We start from the raw sequence: 20421 nt of genomic DNA, 5'->3' as shown, positions 1-20421 counted from the left end.
TGCGGGGAGCCTTTGTAATGTGAGTGCCGCCTGGGCGCCGATCCTCGGGATCAGGAAAGCCCGGTGCAGGAAATAACGACAAACGCTGTAAAAATGGCGTGTAGGAATTTGAGGCAGGCGAGACAATGGCAATGATGACTGGCAAGTCGACGGCAACGATGGGTGATGATGCGCATGCGAACCGTATCCATGGATCTTCTGCTACCGGAAAAGACAAGAACCTCGTGGTGAGCGCTGACAGTGCCCCCGGTGAAGAGGTTTTCGAGCGGCTTACAGCAAAGCTGAAAGCGCGCGTTGGCAGTGAAATTTATTCGAGCTGGTTTGGGCGTCTGAAGCTGGATGATCTCTCCAAGAGTGTCGCACGTCTGTCGGTGCCGACGGCATTTTTGCGCTCGTGGATCAACAACCACTATTCAGAACTTCTCACCGAGCTGTGGCAGGAAGAAAATCCGCAGATTCTCAAGGTCGAAGTGGTCGTGCGCGGCATGAGCCGCGTGGTGCGCACCGCAGCACCCGTTGAAACCAGCGAAACCGTGGAAACCAGAGCGCAGGCGAACCTGCGCGAGAAGGTCGTGTTTCCGGTGGGCCAGCCGGGCGCTGAAAAGCGCGGCTCCGCAGTGGTCGCCGAAACGGCTGCCGCGTCAGGCGCGGTTCTCGGCTCGCCGCTCGATCCGCGCTACACATTCGACACCTTCATCGATGGCGCCTCCAACCGCGTCGCACTCGCTGCCGCGCGCACCATCGCCGAAGCAGCCTCCAGCGCCGTGCGCTTCAATCCGCTTTTCATCCATGCCTCCGTGGGCCTTGGCAAGACCCATCTGTTGCAGGCAATTGCTGCCGCTGCCTTGCAGCGGCAGGAAAAGCCGCGCGTCGTCTATCTGACTGCGGAATATTTCATGTGGCGCTTTGCCACCGCCATTCGTGACAACAATGCGCTCTCCTTCAAGGAGCAGCTGCGCGACATCGACCTGCTCGTCATTGATGATATGCAGTTCCTGCAGGGCAAGTCGATCCAGCACGAATTCTGCCATCTGCTCAACACGCTGCTCGACAGCGCCAAGCAGGTCGTGGTTGCGGCTGATCGCGCTCCCTCGGAACTCGAATCGCTCGATGTGCGTGTTCGCTCGCGCCTTCAGGGCGGTGTCGCGCTGGAAGTCGGCGCGCCCGATTACGAAATGCGTCTGGAAATGCTGCGCCGCCGCCTCACCGCCGCGCAGGTCGAGGATTCCGGCCTCAATATCGACGAAGATATTCTTGCCCATGTCGCGCGCACCGTCACCGGGTCGGGCCGCGAACTCGAAGGCGCATTCAACCAGCTTTTGTTCCGCCAGTCCTTCGAGCCGAACATTTCCATCGAGCGGGTTGACGAACTGCTGGGGCATCTCACCCGCGCCGGAGAGCCCAAGCGGATTCGCATCGAGGAAATCCAGCGCATCGTGGCGCGCCACTACAATGTCTCCAAGCAGGACCTGCTCTCCAATCGCCGCACGCGCACCATCGTGAAGCCGCGTCAGGTGGCGATGTATCTCGCCAAGATGATGACGCCGCGCTCACTGCCCGAAATTGGCCGCCGTTTTGGCGGGCGCGACCACACCACGGTTCTGCATGCGGTGCGCAAGATCGAGGATCTGGTTGGCGCGGACACCAAGCTGGCGCAGGAGCTTGAGCTTCTCAAGCGTCTCATCAACGATCAGGCCGCCTGATAAGGATGGCCTCAGGGCTGCCAAGGCAGCCTGATGGGGATGACTTGGGGCTGCCAAGGCCGGTTATCAACAAAAAGCCCGCGCAGTTGGGGTTGATCCCGTTGCGCGGGCTTGCTTTTCTCCTTAAAAATCTGCCACTTTAGCAAACCTTCTGGCGCTTGTGCGCCTTATTGACGGGGGCGTCTGCCCGTTGCGCGGTTGCCCTGTCCTAGCGAGCGAGTGCGTTTTAACATGCGTGTTACCCTGGAGCGATCGAACCTTCTCAAATCACTCAACCACGTCCACCGTGTCGTGGAGCGCCGCAACACGATACCGATTCTCTCCAATGTGCTTTTGCAGGCAGATGGCGCAAGCCTCGCTCTCAAGGCGACGGACCTGGATCTGGAAGTCAATGAAGCGACCGCCGCCATGGTCGAGCAGGCGGGGGCGACGACCGTTCCGGCGCATCTTCTCTACGACATCGTGCGCAAATTACCCGATGGCGCGGAAGTCATGCTCGCGGTCAATCCCGACGGCGGCTCCCTGTCGGTCATTTCCGGTAAATCATCGTTTCGCCTGCAATGCCTGCCGCAATCCGATTTTCCGGAACTGACCGCAGGTTCCTTCACCCATTCCTTCCGCATCGAGGCGCAGGCGTTGAGGCGCCTGATCGACCGCACGCAATTTGCGATTTCGACGGAAGAAACCCGCTATTATCTCAACGGCATCTATCTGCATGCCATCGAAAGCGACGGCGCGCTGAAATTGCGCGCTGTGGCAACCGACGGTCATCGTCTGGCGCGCGCCGAACTTGAAGCGCCATCGGGTGCCGAAGGCATGCCCGGCATCATCATTCCGCGCAAGACGGTTGCCGAATTGCAGAAACTGGTCGATGTGCCGGATGTGGTCGTTTCGGTTGAATTGTCGGACGCAAAAATCCGCTTCACGGTCGGCTCGGTCGTTCTCACCTCCAAGCTGATCGACGGCACCTTCCCCGATTACCAGCGCGTCATTCCTTCGGGCAACGACAAGAAGCTGACCATCAGCCGTCAGGATTTTGCAGCCTCCGTGGATCGCGTCTCGACCATTTCGAGCGAGCGCGGCCGCGCCGTCAAGCTTTCCATTGCTGACGGCCAGCTTACATTGACCGTCAACAATCCCGATTCGGGCAGTGCGACTGACGAATTGGCTGCGGACTACGATGCCGATCCGCTCGATATTGGTTTTAACTCCAAATATCTGCTCGACATCACCAGCCAGCTTTCCGGCTCCGATGCCATCTTCATGCTGGCCGATGCCGGTTCTCCGACCCTGGTGCGTGACACCGGCGATGAAGACGTCCTTTACGTGCTCATGCCGATGCGTGTTTGAAGAAACAGGCCGTGTCCGCATTCGAGCCTGAGCAAAGCCGCCCGGATCGCGTATCGGTCCGGCGGCTTAAACTTGTGAACTTCCGCAATTATACGGAGTTGACCCTGCCGCTTGGCACCGGCCATGTGGTGCTGACGGGCGAAAACGGCTCGGGAAAAACCAATCTGATTGAAGCGCTTTCGTTTCTGTCGCCGGGCAGGGGGCTGCGCCGCGCTGCCTATGATGATGTGGCGCGCAGTGCAAGCGCCGATGGCTTTGCCATTCATGCCGCCCTCGAATGCGCGACCTATGGCGAGGCCGATATTGGCACCGGCACGGCAGGCAATGGCGAAGGCGGGCGCAGGGTGCGCATCAATGGCATGAGCGCGTCCAGCGATGAATTGCTCGATTATGCGCGCATTCTCTGGGTCGTCCCTTCCATGGACGGGCTTTTTACCGGTGGCGCATCGGAACGGCGGCGCTTTCTCGACCGTATGGTGCTGGCGATTGATACCGCGCATGGCAAGCGGGTACTCGATTATGAAAAAGCCATGCGCAGCCGCAACCGGCTCTTGAATGACGGTATGAATGACGACCGCTGGTTTGACGCCATCGAAAACCAGATGGCGGAACTGGGCACGGCGATCGCAGCCGCGCGCGCGCAGGCCATGCGGCTGATTGCGGCCATGATCGAAAAACTGCCCGCTGAAGGCCCGTTTCCAAAAGCCGACTGTTTTCTGGAAGGCGCGCTTGAGCAGCGGATCGGCGTTGAGGCGGCGCTTGATCTGGAAGAAGACTTTCGCCGCTCCCTGCGCGATGGAAGGGCGCGCGATCGCGCTTCAGGCCGGACGCTGGAAGGTCCGCACCGCACCGATCTGATTATCCAGCACCGCCCCAAATCCATGCCCGCGGCTCTCTGCTCGACCGGCGAGCAAAAGGCGCTGCTGATCGGCCTCATACTGGCCCATGCGCGGCTAACGGGCGAGCTTTCCGGCATGGCGCCGATTCTGCTGCTTGATGAGATTGCCGCCCATCTCGATACGGGTCGCCGCGCCGCATTATTCGGCATTCTCGATGATCTGGGCGGCCAGAGCTTCATGACAGGCACGGATCGGGCGCTCTTTGAGGCGCTTGAAGGCGATGCGCAATTCTTCAATGTCGCAGCCGGGCAATTGACGCGGCTTTGAGACAAAATACCCGCTGACAGCGCCGGATTGCCGGCCTATGCTTGCCATCATGAATGCACCGTCAAAATCCTTTTCATCCGACGAACTCGAACGCTATGCGCGCCATATCGTGCTGCCTGAAATTGGCGGTCCCGGCCAGCAGAAGCTAAAGGCCGCGCGCGTGCTGGTGCTTGGGGCGGGCGGGCTTGGCGCGCCGGTGCTGCAATATCTGGCGGCAGCGGGAATAGGCACGCTCGGCATTGTCGATGACGACACGGTTTCGCTCTCCAATTTGCAGCGGCAGGTCATCCACGAGACGGCAAGCGTCGGGCAGACGAAGGTCGAAAGCGCGGCAGCGGCAATCGCCCGTATCAACCCGCATGTGAAGGTGGAATGCCATAATCTTCGCCTCGATGCGCAGAATGCGCAGGCGCTGATTGCCGCTTATGATGTGGTGGTGGACGGCTCGGATAATTTTGCGACGCGCTATGTGCTGGCCGATGCGGCAGCGGCAGCACAGCGCCCGCTGGTGAGCGCGGCTATTGGCCGTTTCGATGGCACGATTACGGTTCTCAAACCCTATGAAACCGGCGCAGACGGCTTGCCCAACCCGTCCTATCGCGATCTTTTTCCCGAAGCGCCGCCGCCGGGAAGCGTCCCCACTTGTGCTGAAGCAGGCGTATTGGGCGTGTTGCCGGGGGTCATGGGCAGTCTTGAGGCTATGGAAGTCATCAAGCTGGTTGCAGGCATAGGAGAGCCGCTTATAGGGCGGCTGCTCCTTTATAATGCGCTGACGGCGCGTTTTGAAACCATCCGTTACAAGGCGGCGAAACGCCCCTGACGGCCTTCAGGTTATTTGATCAGTACTGCGTGGCGCGATCCACGACATGCTCCAGCGTGCCGTCGCGCTCGAAGGCTTCGATCTGGCGGAGGATCTGCGGGACGATGGCTCCTGCGGAAGAACTTGCCGCCGCATGGGGCGTGATCATCACCTTGGGATGGGTCCAGAGCGGATTGTCCGCTGGCAGCGGCTCCTGATTGAACACGTCGAGCGTTACCGCCGAGAGCATGCCGCGATCAAGTGCGGCCAATATATCGGCTTCGTTCTGCAAGCCGCCGCGACCGGCATTGATGAGCACCGGCGCGCCGAGCGGGCCGTCGCTTTTCAATTGCGCGAACATGGTCATGGACAATATGCCCTTTGTGTCGGGCGTGAGCGGCAGAAGGCATACGAAAATATCCGCCGTGCCAAGGAAAGGCGCAAAGCCGTCCTTGCCGTGATAGGTCTTCACGCCCTCGATTTCCTGCGGACGGCGGCTCCAGCCGGTAATGTTGAAGCCGAGCGCCCTGAGCTTTTCGGCAGCATCGCGCCCCAGCACACCCAGTCCCAGCATCCCCACCGTCACTTCATGCGCGGCAGGCTGGCGCGGGTCTTCGTGCCAGACCCGGTTTTGCTGCTGCTTGCGATAGATCGACCCGAAGCGATGATGATCGAGCACCTGCCAGACCACATATTCGGTCATGCGCATGGTCAGATCGTCGGAAATGACGCGCACCAGCGGCACATCGGGGATATGCGGATCGTGAAACACATGATCGACGCCTGCGCCGAGCGAAAAAATGACCTTGAGATTGGGCAGATTGGCCAGTGCACCGGGCTTCTGTTTCCACACCAGCGCATATTCGATGGAAGGATCGGTTTCCGCGCGTTCCGTCACCACCTTGCGGCCCGGCGCATGGGTCCGGAAGGTTTCAAGCCAGCTCTCCGGGTTCCAGTTGGACAGCGCCAAATAAATATTGCCTTCACTCATTGTTTTATTCCTCCCTGAGCGGCCTCCATATGAAAGGCCGCAGCCATCAGCGCTTTGGTATAGTCTGTCTTGGGATTAGCGAAGATTTCCTTCGCCGGTCCATATTCCACCGCCTTGCCGTTGCGCATCACCAGCACGTCATTGGCGAGCGCCCGCACCACTTTCAGATCGTGGCTGATGAAAAGATAGGCGAGATCGTGCTTCTTCTGCAATGCCCGCAGAAGATCGACCACCTGTGCCTGCACGCTCATGTCCAGCGCCGATGTCGGCTCGTCCAGCATGACGAATTTCGGGTTGAGCACCATGGCGCGCGCAATGGCGATGCGCTGGCGCTGCCCGCCGGAAAACTCATGCGGATAGCGAAAGCGGCTTTCAGGATCGAGATTGACCTCGTTGAGTGCCGCCACCACGCGCGCATCGCGTTCATCGGCAGAAAGCTTCGGCTCATGCACCAGAAGCCCTTCGGCGACGATGTCCGCAATGGTCATGCGCGGGGAGAGCGAGCCGAACGGGTCCTGAAACACGATCTGCATCTCGCGCCGCAGCGGGCGCATGTCGCTGAAGCTGAATTTCGCAATATCGCGACCGTCGAAGCGGATTTCACCTTTGGATGAGATCATGCGCGACAATGCCAGTCCGAGCGTCGTCTTTCCCGAACCCGATTCGCCCACGACACCCAGCGTCTGGCCCGCGCGCAATTCCACATCGATGCCGTCAACCGCCTTCACATGATCGACGGTCTTGCGCATGAAGCCCTTCTTGATCGGGAACCAGACGCGAATATCCTTGCCTTCCATCACCTTTTCGGCGGAAAGATCGGCCAGCGGCGGCTCGCCCTTGGGTTCAGCAGCCAGAAGATGCTTTGTGTAGGGATGCTGCGGATTGTCGAAGATTTCCTGCGTCGGCCCGCTTTCGACAATCTTGCCGTTGCTCATCACGCAAACGCGGTCGGCGATCTTGCGCACGATGCCCAGATCATGCGTGATGAACAGCATCGACATGTTCTGCGCTTTTTTAAGATCTGCCAGAAGCTGCAATATCTGCGCTTGCACGGTGACGTCGAGCGCGGTTGTCGGCTCGTCGGCAATCAGCAGCTTCGGCTTGTTGGCGAGCGCCATCGCGATCATGACGCGCTGGCGCTGCCCGCCCGAAAGCTGGTGCGGAAAGGAAGCCAATCGCTTTTCCGGCTCGCGAATGCCGACCTCGTGCAGCAGTTCGAGCGTGCGCTTGCGCGCGGCCTCATCGCCCATGCCCTGATGCATTTTCAGGATCTCGCCGATCTGCCGCTCCACCGGGTGCAGCGGATTGAGCGAGGTCATCGGCTCCTGAAAGATCATGGTGATGTCATTGCCGCGCACACGCCGCAACTCCGCCTCCGATGCCTTCATCAGATCCCGCCCGTCAAAAAGAACTTCGCCGGAAGGATGGCTGGCGGCGGGGTAGGGCAGGAGCTTGAGCACCGAAAGCGCGGAGACGGATTTGCCCGACCCCGATTCGCCCACAAGCGCCACAGTTTCGCCCTGGGCTATGTCGAAGGAAATGTGATCGACCGCAATACGCTCCTCGCCATTTTGGCGAAAGGCAACGGAAAGATCGCGGATCGAAAGCAGGATTTTGTCGTTCATCGCTCCGCTCATTGAAATGCCTTTCGCGGATCGAATGCATCGCGCGTCGCCTCGCCGATGAAGATCAGCAGCGACAGCATCAGCGAGATCACCACAAAGCCGGTTATGCCGAGCCACGGCGCTTGCAGATTGTTCTTGCCTTGCGCGAGCAGTTCGCCAAGCGAAGCCGAACCCGGCGGCAGGCCGAAGCCGAGGAAATCAAGCGAGGTCAGCGTGGTGATCGAGCCATTGAGGATGAAAGGCAGGAAGGTCAGCGTCGCAACCATCGCATTGGGCAAAAGATGCCGCCACATGATGGTGCCATTCTTGACGCCGAGCGCACGCGCCGCATTCACATATTCAAAATTGCGCGCACGCAGAAATTCGGCGCGCACCACGCCCACAAAGGCCACCCATGAAAACAGCAGCATGATGCCCAAAAGCACCCAGAAACCGGGCGGCAATATCGCTGCGATAATCAGCAGCAGGTATAGCACGGGGATGGAGGACCAGATTTCGATGAAACGCTGGAAGATCAGATCGACCCAGCCGCCGAAATAGCCTTGTATCGCCCCGGCGCTGACGCCGATAATGGCGGAAAAGAAGGTGAGAATGAGCCCGAACAGCACCGAAATGCGAAAACCGTAAAGCGCGCGGGCAAAGACATCGCGTGCCTGATCATCCGTACCGAGCCAGTTCCAGTTGCCGATGATGCAATTGGGATCATCGACGCCGAGCGGATAGCGCTGGCAACGCTCTTGCTTGCTGTAAAGCCAGAAGGGCTTGGAGGGTGCGGCTTCCGGAATGTCGTTATTGACCGTATTGTAGGAATAGCGCACCGGCGGCCAGATCGCCCAGCCATTGCTTGCGATCTCTTCCTGGATAAAGGGATCGCGATAGTCGGTTATGGCATAGAATCCGCCGAATTTCTCTTCCGGGTAATTGACGAAAACCGGGGCCAGCAGCTCACCCTTGTAGGAAACGAGAATGGGCCGGTCATTGGCGATGAATTCGGAACCAAGTGCTGCAATGAGCAGGAACAGGAAAATCCACAGCGACCAGTAACCGCGCTTGTTGGCCTTGAAATTCTGCCAGCGGCGCTTGTTGAGCGGGGAAAGAAACGGTCGTTTGACTGGCTTGGCGGCAGCGTTGAGTGCGGTGTCCATCACACATCCCTCCGCTCGAAGTCGATGCGCGGATCAATCCACGTATAGGTGAGATCGGACAGCAGGCCGACCAGAAGGCCGATCAGCGAGAAAATATAAAGATTGGCGAACACCACCGGATAATCGCGGTTGATGATCGACTGGTAGCCGAGCAGGCCCAGCCCGTCGAGCGAGAAAATGGTTTCGATCAGCAGCGAGCCGGTAAAGAAGGCCGAAATGAAGGCGCCGGGAAAACCGGCAATGACGATCAGCATGGCATTGCGGAAAACATGCCGGTAAAGCACCTGATTCTCGGTCAATCCCTTGGCGCGCGCCGTCGTTACATATTGCTTGCGGATTTCTTCCAGAAACGAATTCTTGGTCAGAAGCGTCGTGGTGGCAAAGGCCGAGAGCACCAGTGCCGTCACCGGCAGCGCCATGTGCCACAGATAATCGCCGATCTTCTCCCACCATGACATTTGCGCGAAATCAGGCGAGGTGAGGCCGCGCAGCGGGAACCAGTCGAAGAACGAGCCGCCGGCAAAAAGCACAATCAGGAGGATGGCGAACAGAAAACTTGGAATCGCATAGCCGACGATGATGACCGCGCTGGTCCATGTGTCGAAGCGCGAGCCGTCCTTGATGGCCTTGCGGATGCCGAGCGGGATCGAGATGATATAGGAAAGGAAAGTCAGCCAGAGGCCGAGCGAGATCGAAACCGGCATCTTTTCCTTGATGAGATCGATCACGCTGATGTCGCGAAAATAGCTGTTTCCGAAATCGAACCGCAGATAATTCCACAGCATCAGGCCGAAGCGTTCCAGCGGCGGCTTGTCGAAACCGAACTGCTTTTCAAGTTCTTCAATGAATTGCGGGTCCAGCCCCTGCGCGCCGCGATATTTGGAATTGACCGAGCCGCTATCCATGCCGTTCTGGCCAAAATCGCTGCCTCCGCCCGAAAGGCGGTCGAGCGCATCGCCGCCCTGGCCTGAAAGCTGTGCGATCACGCGTTCCACGGGGCCGCCGGGGGCGAACTGCACGACAGCGAAGGAAATCGCCATGATGCCGAGGATGGTCGGGATCATCAAAAGCAGGCGGCGTAAGATATAAGCGCCCATCAGCCTTTTGCGCCCCGCATTGCTGTTGTGTATTTCTGCCTATGGCTTGCCAATGATTTTTGCCTTTTCTTTATCGATCCACCAGAGCGTCTCCACCGGAAATCCGTAATCGGGCTTTGGCTCCCTGAAGCCGAAACGATCCCAATAGGCCACGAGGTGATTCGCCACTGTCCAATTTGGAATCCAGTCGCGCCGGATACGCAAGACCCGATCGAGCACCCGGATCGTTGCAACCAGTTCGTCGCGGGTGGAAGCGGCCCCCACATCGTCAAGAAGCGTGTCGATTATTGCATCGGCTGTGCCGGGCAGATTGTAGCTTCCGGGCGTTTTGGCGGCTTGCGAGCCGAACATGCCCGCAAGCGATTCCTTTGTCGGTGTCGCGCCGAACTGCATGGCGATGCCCACCATGTCGAACTGGAAATCCTGCATGCGCGCCTGATACTGGCTCGGGTCCACCAGCCGCAGGCTGGCGTCGATGCCGATGGCGCGCATTTTCTGGATGAAGGGATTGTAGATGCGGGTGAAGCTTTCCGAATTGCTGAGAATCTCCAGCGAGAATTTCGTGCCGTCCCGGTCATGAAACTGGCCCTTGTCGCGCTCGAAACCCGCCTCTCGCATCAATTCGATAGCACGCGAAAACTGTGCGCGGTCGCGTCCTGTTCCGTCCGAAACGGGCAGCACCGGCACGTCGCCGAAAATCGCATCCGGTAACTTGCCGCGATAACGCTCCAGCACTTTCATCTCGTCGCGCGTCGGCTGGCCCATGGCCTGAAAATCCGAACCGTTGAAGCAGGATTGCGAGCGCTGATAGGCACCGTAGAACAGGTTTTCATTGGTCCATTCGAAATCAAAGCACAGGCTGATGGCTTCGCGCACGCGCGGATCGCGAAAGCGCTCGCGGCGCTGGTTGAGCGCCCATGCCTGCATGAGCGGGCGTTTTTCTCTGGGAAAGGTGCGCTTTATGATTTTCTTTTGCTGCATGGCGGGAAAATCATAACCCGTCGTCCAGTTCTTGGAGACGCTCTCGGCGCGAAAGTCGATGCTGCCCTTTTTGAATGCCTCGAATTCCGGCTGGCGGTCGCGGTAGAATTCGATGCGGATGCGGTCGAAATGATTGAAGCCGCGCTGCACCGGCAAATCCTTGGCCCAATAATCTTCGACGCGATCATATTCGATATATTGCCCCGAGGCGAATTTACCGACGCGATAGGCACCGGAGCCGGGTATGGGTTCCATGGAGGTGGCTCCGAAATCGTGTCCTTCGAGCCATTTTTGCGACAGGATGGGCAGCACGACCGCATCCAGAATGGCATTGGGGCCGCGACCGGCGGAAAAATGCATCCGCACCGCGCCTTTTTCCGTTTCATCCACCGCATCAAGCGCCGCAAGGCTTTGCCTTATATGCGGATGGCCTTTTTCTTTCAGTGTTTTATAGGTGGAAACCACGTCCGCGGCGGTAATGGGCGCGCCATCGTGAAAGCGGGCGTTCTCGCGCAATGCGAATGTGCAGGTCTGGCGATCCTCGGAAAGCGTCACGCTTTGCGCGATCAGCCCATAGACCGAATCGGGTTCGTCCAGCGCCGGGGTCATCAGGCTATCGAAGGTAAGTTCCATGCGCGGGGGCGCATCACCCTTGAAAGCGAAGCTGTTGAGCGTGTTGAAAGTCTGCGTGTTCTGGTTCCATAGCCATGTCGAGGGCGCGAGCGTGAACGTCCCGCCCTTGGGGGCGTTAGGGCTGGCATAGTCGAAATGGCTGAAATCGGGGCCATATTTAAGATCGCCAAAGGCCGAAAGCCCATGCAGCGGCGTGGCCGTTGGCAATAATGCGAAAGCCTTTGCAGGCAGCATGGCTGTGAGCGCGACGCTGCCTGATGCGCCGAGAAAATGGCGACGGTTCATGCTGAAAATGGCCATGACCGTTCGCCCTATTCGCCGCCGGTTTTGAGCTTGGCTTCCTTTGCGGGGTCGACCCACCAGGAGAAAGGGTCGATCCCGATATAATCGGGCTGCGTTTCCGGCATGCCGAACTTGTTCCAATAGGCGATATTGATGTGGTCGGAATACCATTGCGGAATCACGTAATAATTCCACAGCAATGCCCGGTCGAGTGCATGAGTCGCGGCGACCAGTTCGTCGCGATCCTTGGCGTAGATGAGCCGGTCGATCAGCTTGTCGATGGCCGGGTTTTTAATGCCCGCATAATTGCGGCTGCCTTTGAAATCCGCCGCCGCCGATCCCCACATGTCGCGCTGCTCATTGCCGGGCGAGCCGCTCTGGCTGATGACGGAAGTGATGACGTCATAGTCGAAATCATTGACGCGGGCCTGATATTGCGCCGCATCCACGATGCGCACGGTGGCATTGATGCCGATCTTGCGCAGGCTTGCCGCAAATGGATTATAGATGCGCTCGTCGGTCGGATCGCTTCCCAGAAACTCGATGGTGAAGGGATTGCCGTTCGCGTCGACAAGCTTGTTGCCTTTCAGGCTCCAGCCAGCCTCGGAAAACAGCTTGAGCGCCGTGCGCAGATTGGCCCGTGTTGCCTGCGCCGTATCATAGACCGGCAGCTTGAATTCCTCGGTCAGTGCCTGGGGCGGGAGCGAATCCTTCACCGTTTCAAGGATAGCCTGTTCCTCCGGCGTGGGCGGGCCGCTCAGTTGCAGCTCATTGCCCGCGAAATAGCTTTCGATGCGCTGATACTGGTTGAAGAACAGCAGCCGGTTCATCGATTCGAAGTCGAAGGCATAGGTCAGCGCTTCGCGAACTTTCGGATCCTTGAACTTGTCGCGGCGCGTGTTCAGGAAATAGCCCTGCATGCGACCGACCGCATGGAAGGGAAAGGATTCCTTGATGACATCGCCGCGTTCTACAGCCGGGAAATTATACTGCTCTGCCCAGCGCTGGGCGCGATTTTCCTGCCGGTAGTCGTATTGGCCGCCCTTCTTGAAGGCTTCCCATATGGCGTCTTCATTGAAGTAATATTCATATTTGATGCGGTCGAAATTATTGCGGCCGACATTGACGGCCAGGTCCTTGCCCCAGTAATCATCGACCCGCGCCCAGATGATCGAGCGGCCGGGCGTAACTTTTTCGATTTTATAGGCGCTGGAACCGAGCGGAATTTCCAGTGTCGAGCGGCCAATGTCGCGCTGCCTGCCCTGCGCGTCCTTGGCCGTCCACCAATGTTTGGGCAACACGGCAAGCTGGCCCATGATCTGCGGCAATTCGCGATTGCCCTTCTGCGAGAAGGTGAACGTAACCTCGTGTTCGCCGGTTTTCTCGGCCTTTTCCACATCGCCATAATATTTATTGTACATCGGCGATTGCTTCTTGAGCACATCGAATGACCAGATCACGTCATCGACGGTAATCGGCTCGCCGTCATGCCATTTGGCATCGGGGTTGAGCCGGAACTTTACCCATGAAAAATCGTCGGGATATTGCAGCGCTTCGGCAATGAGCGGATATTGCGTCGAACCCTGATCGAGCGCATCGCTCATCAAAGTGTCGTAAAGCATGCCGCCGCCGAAGGGCGAAAGGCCCGCTGCCGCAACACCTTGAATGACATAGGGGTTGAGGGTGTCGAACGTACCCACTGCGACCTGATTGAGCGTGCCGCCCTTGGGTGCCTGCGGATTCACATAGTCATAATGTTTGAAATCAGCCGGATATTTCGGCTCGCCCATCAGGCTGGAGGAATAGCGCCATTGCGGCGCGGACCCGTCATCCGCCGGTGCCTGGGCGTAACTGCCCGAAACCGCCGCTGCGGTCAAAACAAGTGCGAATGTTCCCGCCCGAAAAGCTCTCATCCATTATCTCCGTTGCTGCCTGAGATATATAAATGCCAGTTTTAGGGCTTTTTGCGGAGGAAGAAAGGCGGGGTGCAAAAAAATTGCAGGCGATAAAAAAAGCCGGGCTGAAACCCGGCTTTTCAAATGCTTGGCTTGCAGGCGCTTAGTTGGCAGGCGTCTGCTCAGGTGCCGCAGGCGCCGTTTCGCCCTGCTGCTGGCCGTCACTGGCCGGTGCCTGTTCTGCGGGCGTCTCGCCTTCCTGTGCGGGCGCAGCCTCGCCAGCAGGCGCAGCTTCCTCTGCCGGGGCAGCATCAGCCGCCGGAAGCGGAGCGGGATTGTCCGAAAGCGTGCGCAGATAGGCGATCAGGTCGGCGCGCTCATTATCCTTCTTGTCGCCGGCAAAGCCCATGGCCGTGCCCTTGATATAGCCCTTGGGCGAGAACAGGAACTTGTTGAGGTGCTCGAAATCCCATTTGTTACCGGCTGCGGCAAATTCTTTCATCGCGGCGGAATAGCTGAAGCCTTCAACCGAAGCAGCCGGACGGTTCACCACATCCCAAAGATGCGGGCCGACCTTGTTCGCGCCACCCTTTTCAGCCGTATGGCAGGCGGCGCAACGCTTGAAGACGTTCTTGCCGCGCTCGGGATCAGCAGACTGCAACAGCGTTGCGATCGATACTTCTTCCTTGGCTGGCGCAGCTTCACCGCCGCTGCCTGCCTCTGCCGCTTCAATTCTGTAACCGGGCTTCTCGGGTGCGGGTGCGTGAAACAGTGAATCGGACAGGATGCCCGTCGTCATGACAACGAAAACCGTTGCCAGAAAAGCCATTATAAACTTGTTAGTCCGGGTTGAATTCATCGCCGGTCAGCGCTCCCTCTAGCACAACGCCCTCCACAGCCGGCATGCAAACCTTCAGAAGGCTGGCAAATCTCTCCCCGGCATCGGGCGGAAACTAGGTCTTTTGCCAAGGCGATGCAACACTTATGAGGTTAACCCGCCCCGTGACTTTTTGACACTTTTGCTGCATTTCTCGGACGGATAAAGGATTGTGGCGTCTCAAGCGCGACCATTTGCAACACCATGGAAGGCAACGGTTCAGATGATGAAAACCCTGACACTCATTCCCGCGCGGCTCGGTTCGACGCGCCTTCCCAACAAGCCGCTCGCCGATATTTGCGGCAAGCCGATGATCGTGCATGTGGCCGAGCGGGCCGCGGCGGCAGGGCTTGGCCGCACGGTGGTCGCAACCGATAGCGAAGAAATATTCGCCGCTGTCGAGGCCCATGGCCATGAGGCGGTCATGACGCGAAGCGATCACGAATCAGGCTCCGACCGTATCTATGAGGCGCTTCTCGCGCTCGATCCCTCCGGTGAGGTCGATGCCGTCATCAATGTGCAGGGTGATCTTCCCACCATCGATCCTGAAACCATCCGCAGCGCCTTGCGTCCGCTTGAGGACGGCCCGGCGGATATTGCCACGCTGGGTGTGGAGATCGTGGCGGAAGAAGAAAAGACCAATCCCAATGTGGTCAAGATCGTCGGCTCGCCGCTTGATGACGGGCAGCGCCTGCGTGCGCTCTATTTCACCCGCGCCACCGCGCCCTATGGCGAAGGCCCGCTCTATCACCATATCGGCCTTTACGCCTATCGGCGCGCAGCGCTGGAGCGTTTCGTCGGGCTGGGGCCGTCAGCGCTTGAAAAGCGTGAAAAGCTCGAACAGCTTCGCGCGCTCGAAGATGGAATGCGCATCGATGCGCAGATCGTCAAGACGGTGCCTTTGGGCGTCGATACGCAGGCTGATCTTGACCGGGCCCGGCTTATTATCGAAAAAGGCCTGTGAGAGAATTGTAAGAAAAGCCTGTATGTTGCAGGGCATTTGAGAAAGTACGGCTAAAATGAAAACCAACCGGATTTCCTTTCAGGGTGAAGCGGGCGCCAATTCCGATACGGCTTGCCGCAACATGTTTCCCGATATGGAGCCTCTGCCGTGCCCGACTTTTGAAGATGCCTTCAATGCGGTTGAAAGCGGTGCCGCCGATCTGGCGATGATTCCCATTGAAAATACGCTCGCGGGCCGCGTCGCCGATATTCACTATCTGCTGCCGCTTGCCGATATGCATATTGTGGGCGAATATTTCCTGCCGATACACTTCCAGTTGATGGTGCTTCCCGGTGTTGCGCGTGAGGAAATCCGGACCGTTCACAGCCATATCCATGCGCTCGGCCAGTGCCGCAAGGTCATTCGCCAGAATGGCTGGAAGCCGGTGATCGCGGGCGATACGGCAGGGGCGGCGCGGCTTGTAGCCGATACGCAGGATCGCTCGATGGCAGCCCTTGCGCCGCGCCTTGCCTCCGACCTTTACGGCCTCGATATTCTGGAAGAAAACGTCGAGGACGCGGAAGATAATGTAACGCGGTTCGTGGTGCTGTCGAAGCAGAAGCAATGGGCGTCCCGCCAGTCCGATGCCGAACGCATCATCACCACTTTCGTCTTCCGCGTGCGCAACGTGCCTGCCGCGCTCTATAAGGCGATGGGCGGTTTCGCCACCAATGGCGTCAACATGACCAAGCTGGAAAGCTACCAACTGGGCGGACGTTTTGTTGCGACGCAGTTTTATGCCGATATTGAAGGCCACCCCGACGACCGCAATGTGCAGCTTGCGCTCGAAGAACTTGAATTCTTCTCGAAGGAAGTGCGCATTCTGGGTGTCTATAAGGGCAGCGATGTCCGCGACACGCATCTGCTGGCGGCTGAATAGAGCATTTCCAGCAAAAGTGCGAAGCGGTTTTGCGTCCGGATAATGCGACAGAGAAAGAGCATTTCCAGCAAAAGTGCGAAGCGCCTCCGCAGGGAAATCAGTTCACTGGACTGATTTCTTTTCCTGCTCCGATGCGTCTGGATAATGCGACAAGCAAAGATAAATCTTTAACTTTCAGCCCATGCCCTGATCAGATGGGTTGCGATGGCGCCGGATGCAGGCACGCGCAGCCCGTTTTCATGCGTGCCTGCGAGCATGGCGCGGACTTCCGTCTTGTCGAACCAGCGCCCGTCTTCGAGTTCCGAGCGGTCGATTGTGAAATCGTCGGAAAGCACTTCCGCATGGCAGCCGATCATCAGCGAATAGGGAAACGGCCATGGCTGGCTGGCATGGTAGGCGACGCGGCCGATGGCCAGGCCCATTTCCTCGAAGCTTTCGCGCCGCACTGCCGCTTCGATGGTTTCGCCCTGTTCGATAAAGCCTGCCAGCGATGAATAGGAACCCTGAATGAAATGCGGGCTGCGTGCCAGAATGCATTTGTCGCCGCGAACCGGCAGCATGATGGCAACAGGATCGGTGCGCGGAAAATGCTCCGCGCCGCAATTGGGGCATTGGCGCTTTGCGCCGCCAGCGCGCATTTTGCTTTTTGTGCCGCAGCGGCCGCAATAGCGATGATTGCCATGCCACGCAATCAGGGCGGCGGCTTGCGCCAGCGCGCCGAGAATGTCGGCGCTCACAAGCCCTTCCATATAGATGCTGCGGTAATCCTGCGCGCGGTATGGCGCGGGGAGGGCTTCCGGGTCGAGGGGTGCCATCAGCGCTACGATAGGCGCTCCATCCTGCAAGCCCAGAAAAACCGGCTCGCTTAAATCGGGTGCAAAGCCTTGCGCCTCATCGAAACGAAGCAAGGCGCGCGGAGCCGCCTCATCGCTGTAATCGAGCAGAAGCCGGTTGCCGCCAAGCACCATGACCTGCGTTTGCGGCAGTTCAAGCGCAGTGAAGGCGGAATCGTCCTGCCGTTTTTCGGATAGGCGATCGATGCGGTTGCCGGCAAAGCCGACAAGGCTGCTTGGTTCGATTTCCGGCAGGTCGTAGAGGCGCAAAGCCATGATTGTCTCGGATATGTGATATTTTAGAGGGCTGTGCGAATGGCTTCGATGAGCTTTTCGGCGTCTTTTCCATCATAGCTCTCGCTTGCGCCATGGCCCCATACCGGACCGGGCCAGCCTGCGTCACCCTCGTTGCGCGCGATGACATGGAAATGGAGCTGCCGCACAATATTGCCCAGAGCGCCGACATTGATCTTGTCGCAGGAGGTCGCTTTCTTGAGTGCCTGCGAAACGATTGCGGCTTCGAAGGTCAGCATGGTCTGATCGAGCGGCGTCATATCGTGAAGTTCCGTCAAACGCACGCGCCGCGGCACGAGAATGAGCCAGGGCCAGCGCTTGTCGTTCATCAGCCGCAGCTCGCACAGGCCGAGCTTGGCGACGGGAAATGTATCGGCATCGAGCCGTTTATCGAGTTCAAACTGTTCCATGGAATATTCTTACCAGTTTTTTTCGCTATGTGCTTGCTTTTTGCGCAATGATTGACGATATGCAGCGTGGGAGGTTGGTGGTGGACGAGCCACTCGCCAACCGGGTCAGGTCCGGAAGGAAGCAGCCCTAACGAGCCACGGCACGGGTCACCGTGCCAGCCTCCCACCCTTCCTTTGCATTGCCGGCTGTTGATTGGCCCGCCTCCTTGGTTGACGGCGACCATATGCCCGGCCAAACTGGCGACAGGAAAACACGAATAAAGAACGGAAGGTCGCAATGGACACAAAATCCGCAGACATTGCTGCCGATGGGGCCTATCGCGTTCTAGCCCGCAAATACCGTCCGCAGGATTTTAACGATCTCATCGGCCAGGAGCCGATGGTGCGCACGCTCAAAAACGCGTTCGAGACGGGTCGCATCGCGCAGGCGTGGATGCTGACCGGCGTTCGCGGGGTCGGCAAGACCACGACGGCGCGCATTTTGGCGCGCGCGCTCAATTACAAGACCGAAACGAACGATCAGCCGACCATCGATTTGTCCATTTTGGGCGAGCATTGCCAGGCGATCATGGAAGGACGCCATGTCGATGTGATCGAGATGGACGCGGCCTCCCACACCGGCATCGACGATATTCGCGAGATCATCGAGCAGGTGCGCTATCGTCCGGTTTCGGCGCGCTACAAGGTCTATATTATCGATGAAGTGCACATGCTTTCCACCGCTGCCTTCAACGGTCTGCTAAAGACGCTGGAAGAGCCGCCGCCGCATGTGAAATTCATCTTCGCGACCACTGAAATCCGCAAAGTGCCGATCACGGTTCTCTCGCGCTGCCAGCGTTTCGACCTGCGCCGCATCGAATCGGGGACGCTTGCCGCGCATCTGCGCCGCATTGCGCAAGCTGAAAAGATCGAGGTCGATGACGCCTCGCTCGCCATGATTGCGCGTGCGGGCGAAGGCTCGGCGCGTGATTCGCTTTCCATCTTCGATCAGGCTATTGCGCATGGCGCAGGAATTGTGAGCGCGGAAGCCGTGCGCTCCATGCTGGGCCTTGCCGACCGCGCCCGTATCATCGACCTGTTTGAAATGCTTATGCGCGGCGATGTGGCCGCAGCACTCACCGAATTTCGTGCCCAATATGATGTGGGCGCCGACCCTTCGGTCGTGCTGACTGATCTCGCCGATTTCAACCATCTGGTGACGCGCCTGCGCTTTACGCCCGATGTGGCGGAAGATGTGACGCTTTCGGAGGATGAACGCCTGCGCGGACGCGAATTCGCACAGAAACTATCCGTGCGCGTGCTTGCGCGCACATGGCAGATGCTGCTCAAGGGCATTGCGGAAGTCGATACCGCCTCGCGGCCTGTGCAGGCGGCAGAAATGCTGCTGATTCGCCTTGCCCATGCCGCCGACCTGCCCACGCTCGATGAAGCGCTGCGCGGGCTTGAAAACGGTGCCGTTTCAGCGCCGCGCACGCCTTCGCCGGACAGGCCCAATGCAGGCCCCGCGCCGCAGGCGCGCGCCGTAACCGCCGATGCGGTCGCTTCATCTTCGATGCCATCTGCATCCGGTAGCCCGGCCACGGCCATGCGCATTGTCGAGACACAGCCCCAGCCGCAACCTCAGCCTTCGGTGCCGATCACTGGCCTTGATGACATTATCGCGCTGGCCGATAAATATCGCGACATGCAGTTCAAGATTCTGGTCAAGAATTGCGTGCGTCTCGCCTCGATCGCGCCGGGGCGGCTTGAAATCGGCCTGACTGATGACGCGCCGAAATCCCTGCCGGGCGACATTGCGCAGCATCTTCTCAACTGGACCGGCATTCGCTGGGTTGTGACGGTGGCGCGCGATGTGAGCGGGCAGACCGTGGCGGAAGCCGAAGCCGAGCGCCGCGAAAGCCTTGAGATGGATGCGCGCGCCGATCCTGATGTCGCGGCCATACTTGCGGCATTTCCGGGTGCCAAAATCACCGATGTGCGCATTGCTATCGCCGAGCGCGATGACGATGAGGATATTGATCTCGATGCTGTCGAGCCTGTGCCGGAAGCGCCGCTGGAAGACGATTGAGATTTATAAGATAACAAGGAGTGAACCATGCGCGATATGCTGGGCATGATGAAACAGGCGAAGGAATTGCAGGCCAAGATGAAGGCCATGCAGGACGAGATCGCCGATATGGAAGCCACCGCCTCGTCGGGCGGCGGTCTGGTGACGCTCACGCTTTCGGGCAAGGGTACGATGTCGAGCCTGAGCATTGACCCTTCTTTGATGAAGGAAGGCGAGGGCGAAATCCTCGAAGACCTGATCATCGCAGCCCATAACGACGCCAAGGCCAAGCTGGAAGCGGCCATGGCCGAGAAGACGCAGTCGCTGACCGCCGGTCTGCCGATTCCGCCCGGCTTCAAGCTGCCGTTCTAAGGCAGTAGGGGAATAAGGGAATAGGGGAGTATGTTTGG

General features: G+C 58.7%; 16 protein-coding genes, 1 other RNA gene and 1 pseudogene. 9 read left to right on the top strand and 9 right to left on the bottom strand.

What is annotated here, in order from left to right:
* Window positions 1–131 precede the first annotated feature (131 nt).
* The 4 genes from dnaA to DKP76_RS02500 all read left to right on the top strand — a co-directional run bounded on the left by dnaA (window position 132) and on the right by DKP76_RS02500 (window position 5039).
* Window positions 132–1703: a chromosomal replication initiator protein DnaA gene (gene dnaA / locus DKP76_RS02515; protein ID WP_109705149.1), complete on the top strand. Its 1572-nt coding sequence runs from the start codon at window positions 132–134 to the stop codon at window positions 1701–1703.
* Between the two features lie 231 nt (window positions 1704–1934).
* Window positions 1935–3053, top strand: a complete 1119-nt coding sequence (gene dnaN, locus DKP76_RS02510) for a DNA polymerase III subunit beta (protein WP_109704825.1) — start codon at window positions 1935–1937, stop codon at window positions 3051–3053.
* An 11-nt stretch (window positions 3054–3064) separates the two neighbouring features.
* On the top strand, window positions 3065–4219 hold the full coding sequence (recF, locus tag DKP76_RS02505) for a DNA replication/repair protein RecF (RefSeq protein ID WP_109705148.1): 1155 nt from the start codon (window positions 3065–3067) through the stop codon (window positions 4217–4219).
* 37 nt (window positions 4220–4256) lie between these two features.
* A complete protein-coding gene (locus tag DKP76_RS02500; RefSeq protein ID WP_199224732.1) occupies window positions 4257–5039 on the top strand; it encodes a molybdopterin-synthase adenylyltransferase MoeB in 783 nt (260 codons plus the stop codon).
* Between the two features lie 19 nt (window positions 5040–5058).
* Here the strand turns inward: DKP76_RS02500 and DKP76_RS02495 are convergent, their stop codons facing one another.
* The 7 genes from DKP76_RS02495 to DKP76_RS02465 all read right to left on the bottom strand — a co-directional run bounded on the left by DKP76_RS02495 (window position 5059) and on the right by DKP76_RS02465 (window position 14526).
* Entirely contained in the window at window positions 5059–6009 is a 951-nt protein-coding gene (locus DKP76_RS02495) for a 2-hydroxyacid dehydrogenase (RefSeq protein ID WP_109704824.1), read from the bottom strand.
* Window positions 6006–7634: an ABC transporter ATP-binding protein gene (locus tag DKP76_RS02490; RefSeq protein WP_109704823.1), complete on the bottom strand. Its 1629-nt coding sequence runs from the start codon at window positions 7632–7634 to the stop codon at window positions 6006–6008. The genes DKP76_RS02495 and DKP76_RS02490 overlap by 4 nt, the downstream gene beginning before the upstream one ends.
* Window positions 7635–7642: 8 nt before the next feature.
* Window positions 7643–8782 carry an ABC transporter permease gene (locus tag DKP76_RS02485; RefSeq protein ID WP_199224731.1) on the bottom strand — a complete coding sequence of 380 codons (1140 nt, stop codon included), beginning with the start codon at window positions 8780–8782 and terminating at the stop codon, window positions 7643–7645.
* Window positions 8779–9876 carry a microcin C ABC transporter permease YejB gene (locus DKP76_RS02480; RefSeq protein ID WP_109704821.1) on the bottom strand — a complete coding sequence of 366 codons (1098 nt, stop codon included), beginning with the start codon at window positions 9874–9876 and terminating at the stop codon, window positions 8779–8781. Before DKP76_RS02480 ends, DKP76_RS02485 begins: the two co-directional genes overlap by 4 nt.
* 39 nt (window positions 9877–9915) lie before the next feature.
* Entirely contained in the window at window positions 9916–11790 is a 1875-nt protein-coding gene (locus tag DKP76_RS02475) for an extracellular solute-binding protein (RefSeq protein WP_109704820.1), read from the bottom strand.
* A gap of 11 nt (window positions 11791–11801) precedes the next feature.
* Complete coding sequence (locus DKP76_RS02470) at window positions 11802–13685, bottom strand: extracellular solute-binding protein (protein ID WP_109704819.1); 1884 nt, start codon at window positions 13683–13685, stop codon at window positions 11802–11804.
* Between the two features lie 145 nt (window positions 13686–13830).
* Window positions 13831–14526, bottom strand: a complete 696-nt coding sequence (locus DKP76_RS02465) for a c-type cytochrome (protein WP_109704818.1) — start codon at window positions 14524–14526, stop codon at window positions 13831–13833.
* A 244-nt stretch (window positions 14527–14770) separates the two neighbouring features.
* Here DKP76_RS02465 and DKP76_RS02460 point away from each other — a divergent pair, with 244 nt between their 5' ends.
* Window positions 14771–15508, top strand: a complete 738-nt coding sequence (locus DKP76_RS02460; protein ID WP_109705146.1) for a 3-deoxy-manno-octulosonate cytidylyltransferase — start codon at window positions 14771–14773, stop codon at window positions 15506–15508.
* A gap of 55 nt (window positions 15509–15563) precedes the next feature.
* Entirely contained in the window at window positions 15564–16427 is an 864-nt protein-coding gene (locus DKP76_RS02455; RefSeq protein WP_109704817.1) for a prephenate dehydratase, read from the top strand.
* 167 nt (window positions 16428–16594) lie between these two features.
* Here the strand turns inward: DKP76_RS02455 and nudC are convergent, their stop codons facing one another.
* The gene (nudC, locus tag DKP76_RS02450; protein ID WP_109704816.1) at window positions 16595–17536 is read right to left on the bottom strand and encodes an NAD(+) diphosphatase; all 942 of its coding nucleotides are present in this window, start codon (window positions 17534–17536) and stop codon (window positions 16595–16597) included.
* Between the two features lie 23 nt (window positions 17537–17559).
* Window positions 17560–17964 (bottom strand): HIT domain-containing protein, encoded by a 405-nt coding sequence (locus DKP76_RS02445; RefSeq protein ID WP_109704815.1) that lies wholly within the window; start codon window positions 17962–17964, stop codon window positions 17560–17562.
* A gap of 69 nt (window positions 17965–18033) precedes the next feature.
* Here DKP76_RS02445 and ffs point away from each other — a divergent pair.
* From ffs to DKP76_RS02430, 3 genes and pseudogenes are all read left to right on the top strand, one after another.
* An RNA gene (ffs, locus tag DKP76_RS02440) (signal recognition particle sRNA small type) lies at window positions 18034–18131 on the top strand.
* A 95-nt stretch (window positions 18132–18226) separates the two neighbouring features.
* Window positions 18227–20032, top strand: a pseudogene (locus DKP76_RS02435) (DNA polymerase III subunit gamma/tau); the annotation flags it as partial.
* A gap of 27 nt (window positions 20033–20059) precedes the next feature.
* Window positions 20060–20383, top strand: a complete 324-nt coding sequence (locus DKP76_RS02430) for a YbaB/EbfC family nucleoid-associated protein (protein WP_109704813.1) — start codon at window positions 20060–20062, stop codon at window positions 20381–20383.
* Window positions 20384–20421: the final 38 nt, after the last annotated feature.

It is taken from the genome of Falsochrobactrum shanghaiense, assembly GCF_003149535.1.
Classification (GTDB): Bacteria; Pseudomonadota; Alphaproteobacteria; order Rhizobiales; family Rhizobiaceae; genus Brucella; species Brucella shanghaiense.
The sequence above is the reverse complement of the archived record's forward strand: the minus strand, read 5'-3'. Positions and strand labels throughout refer to the sequence as shown.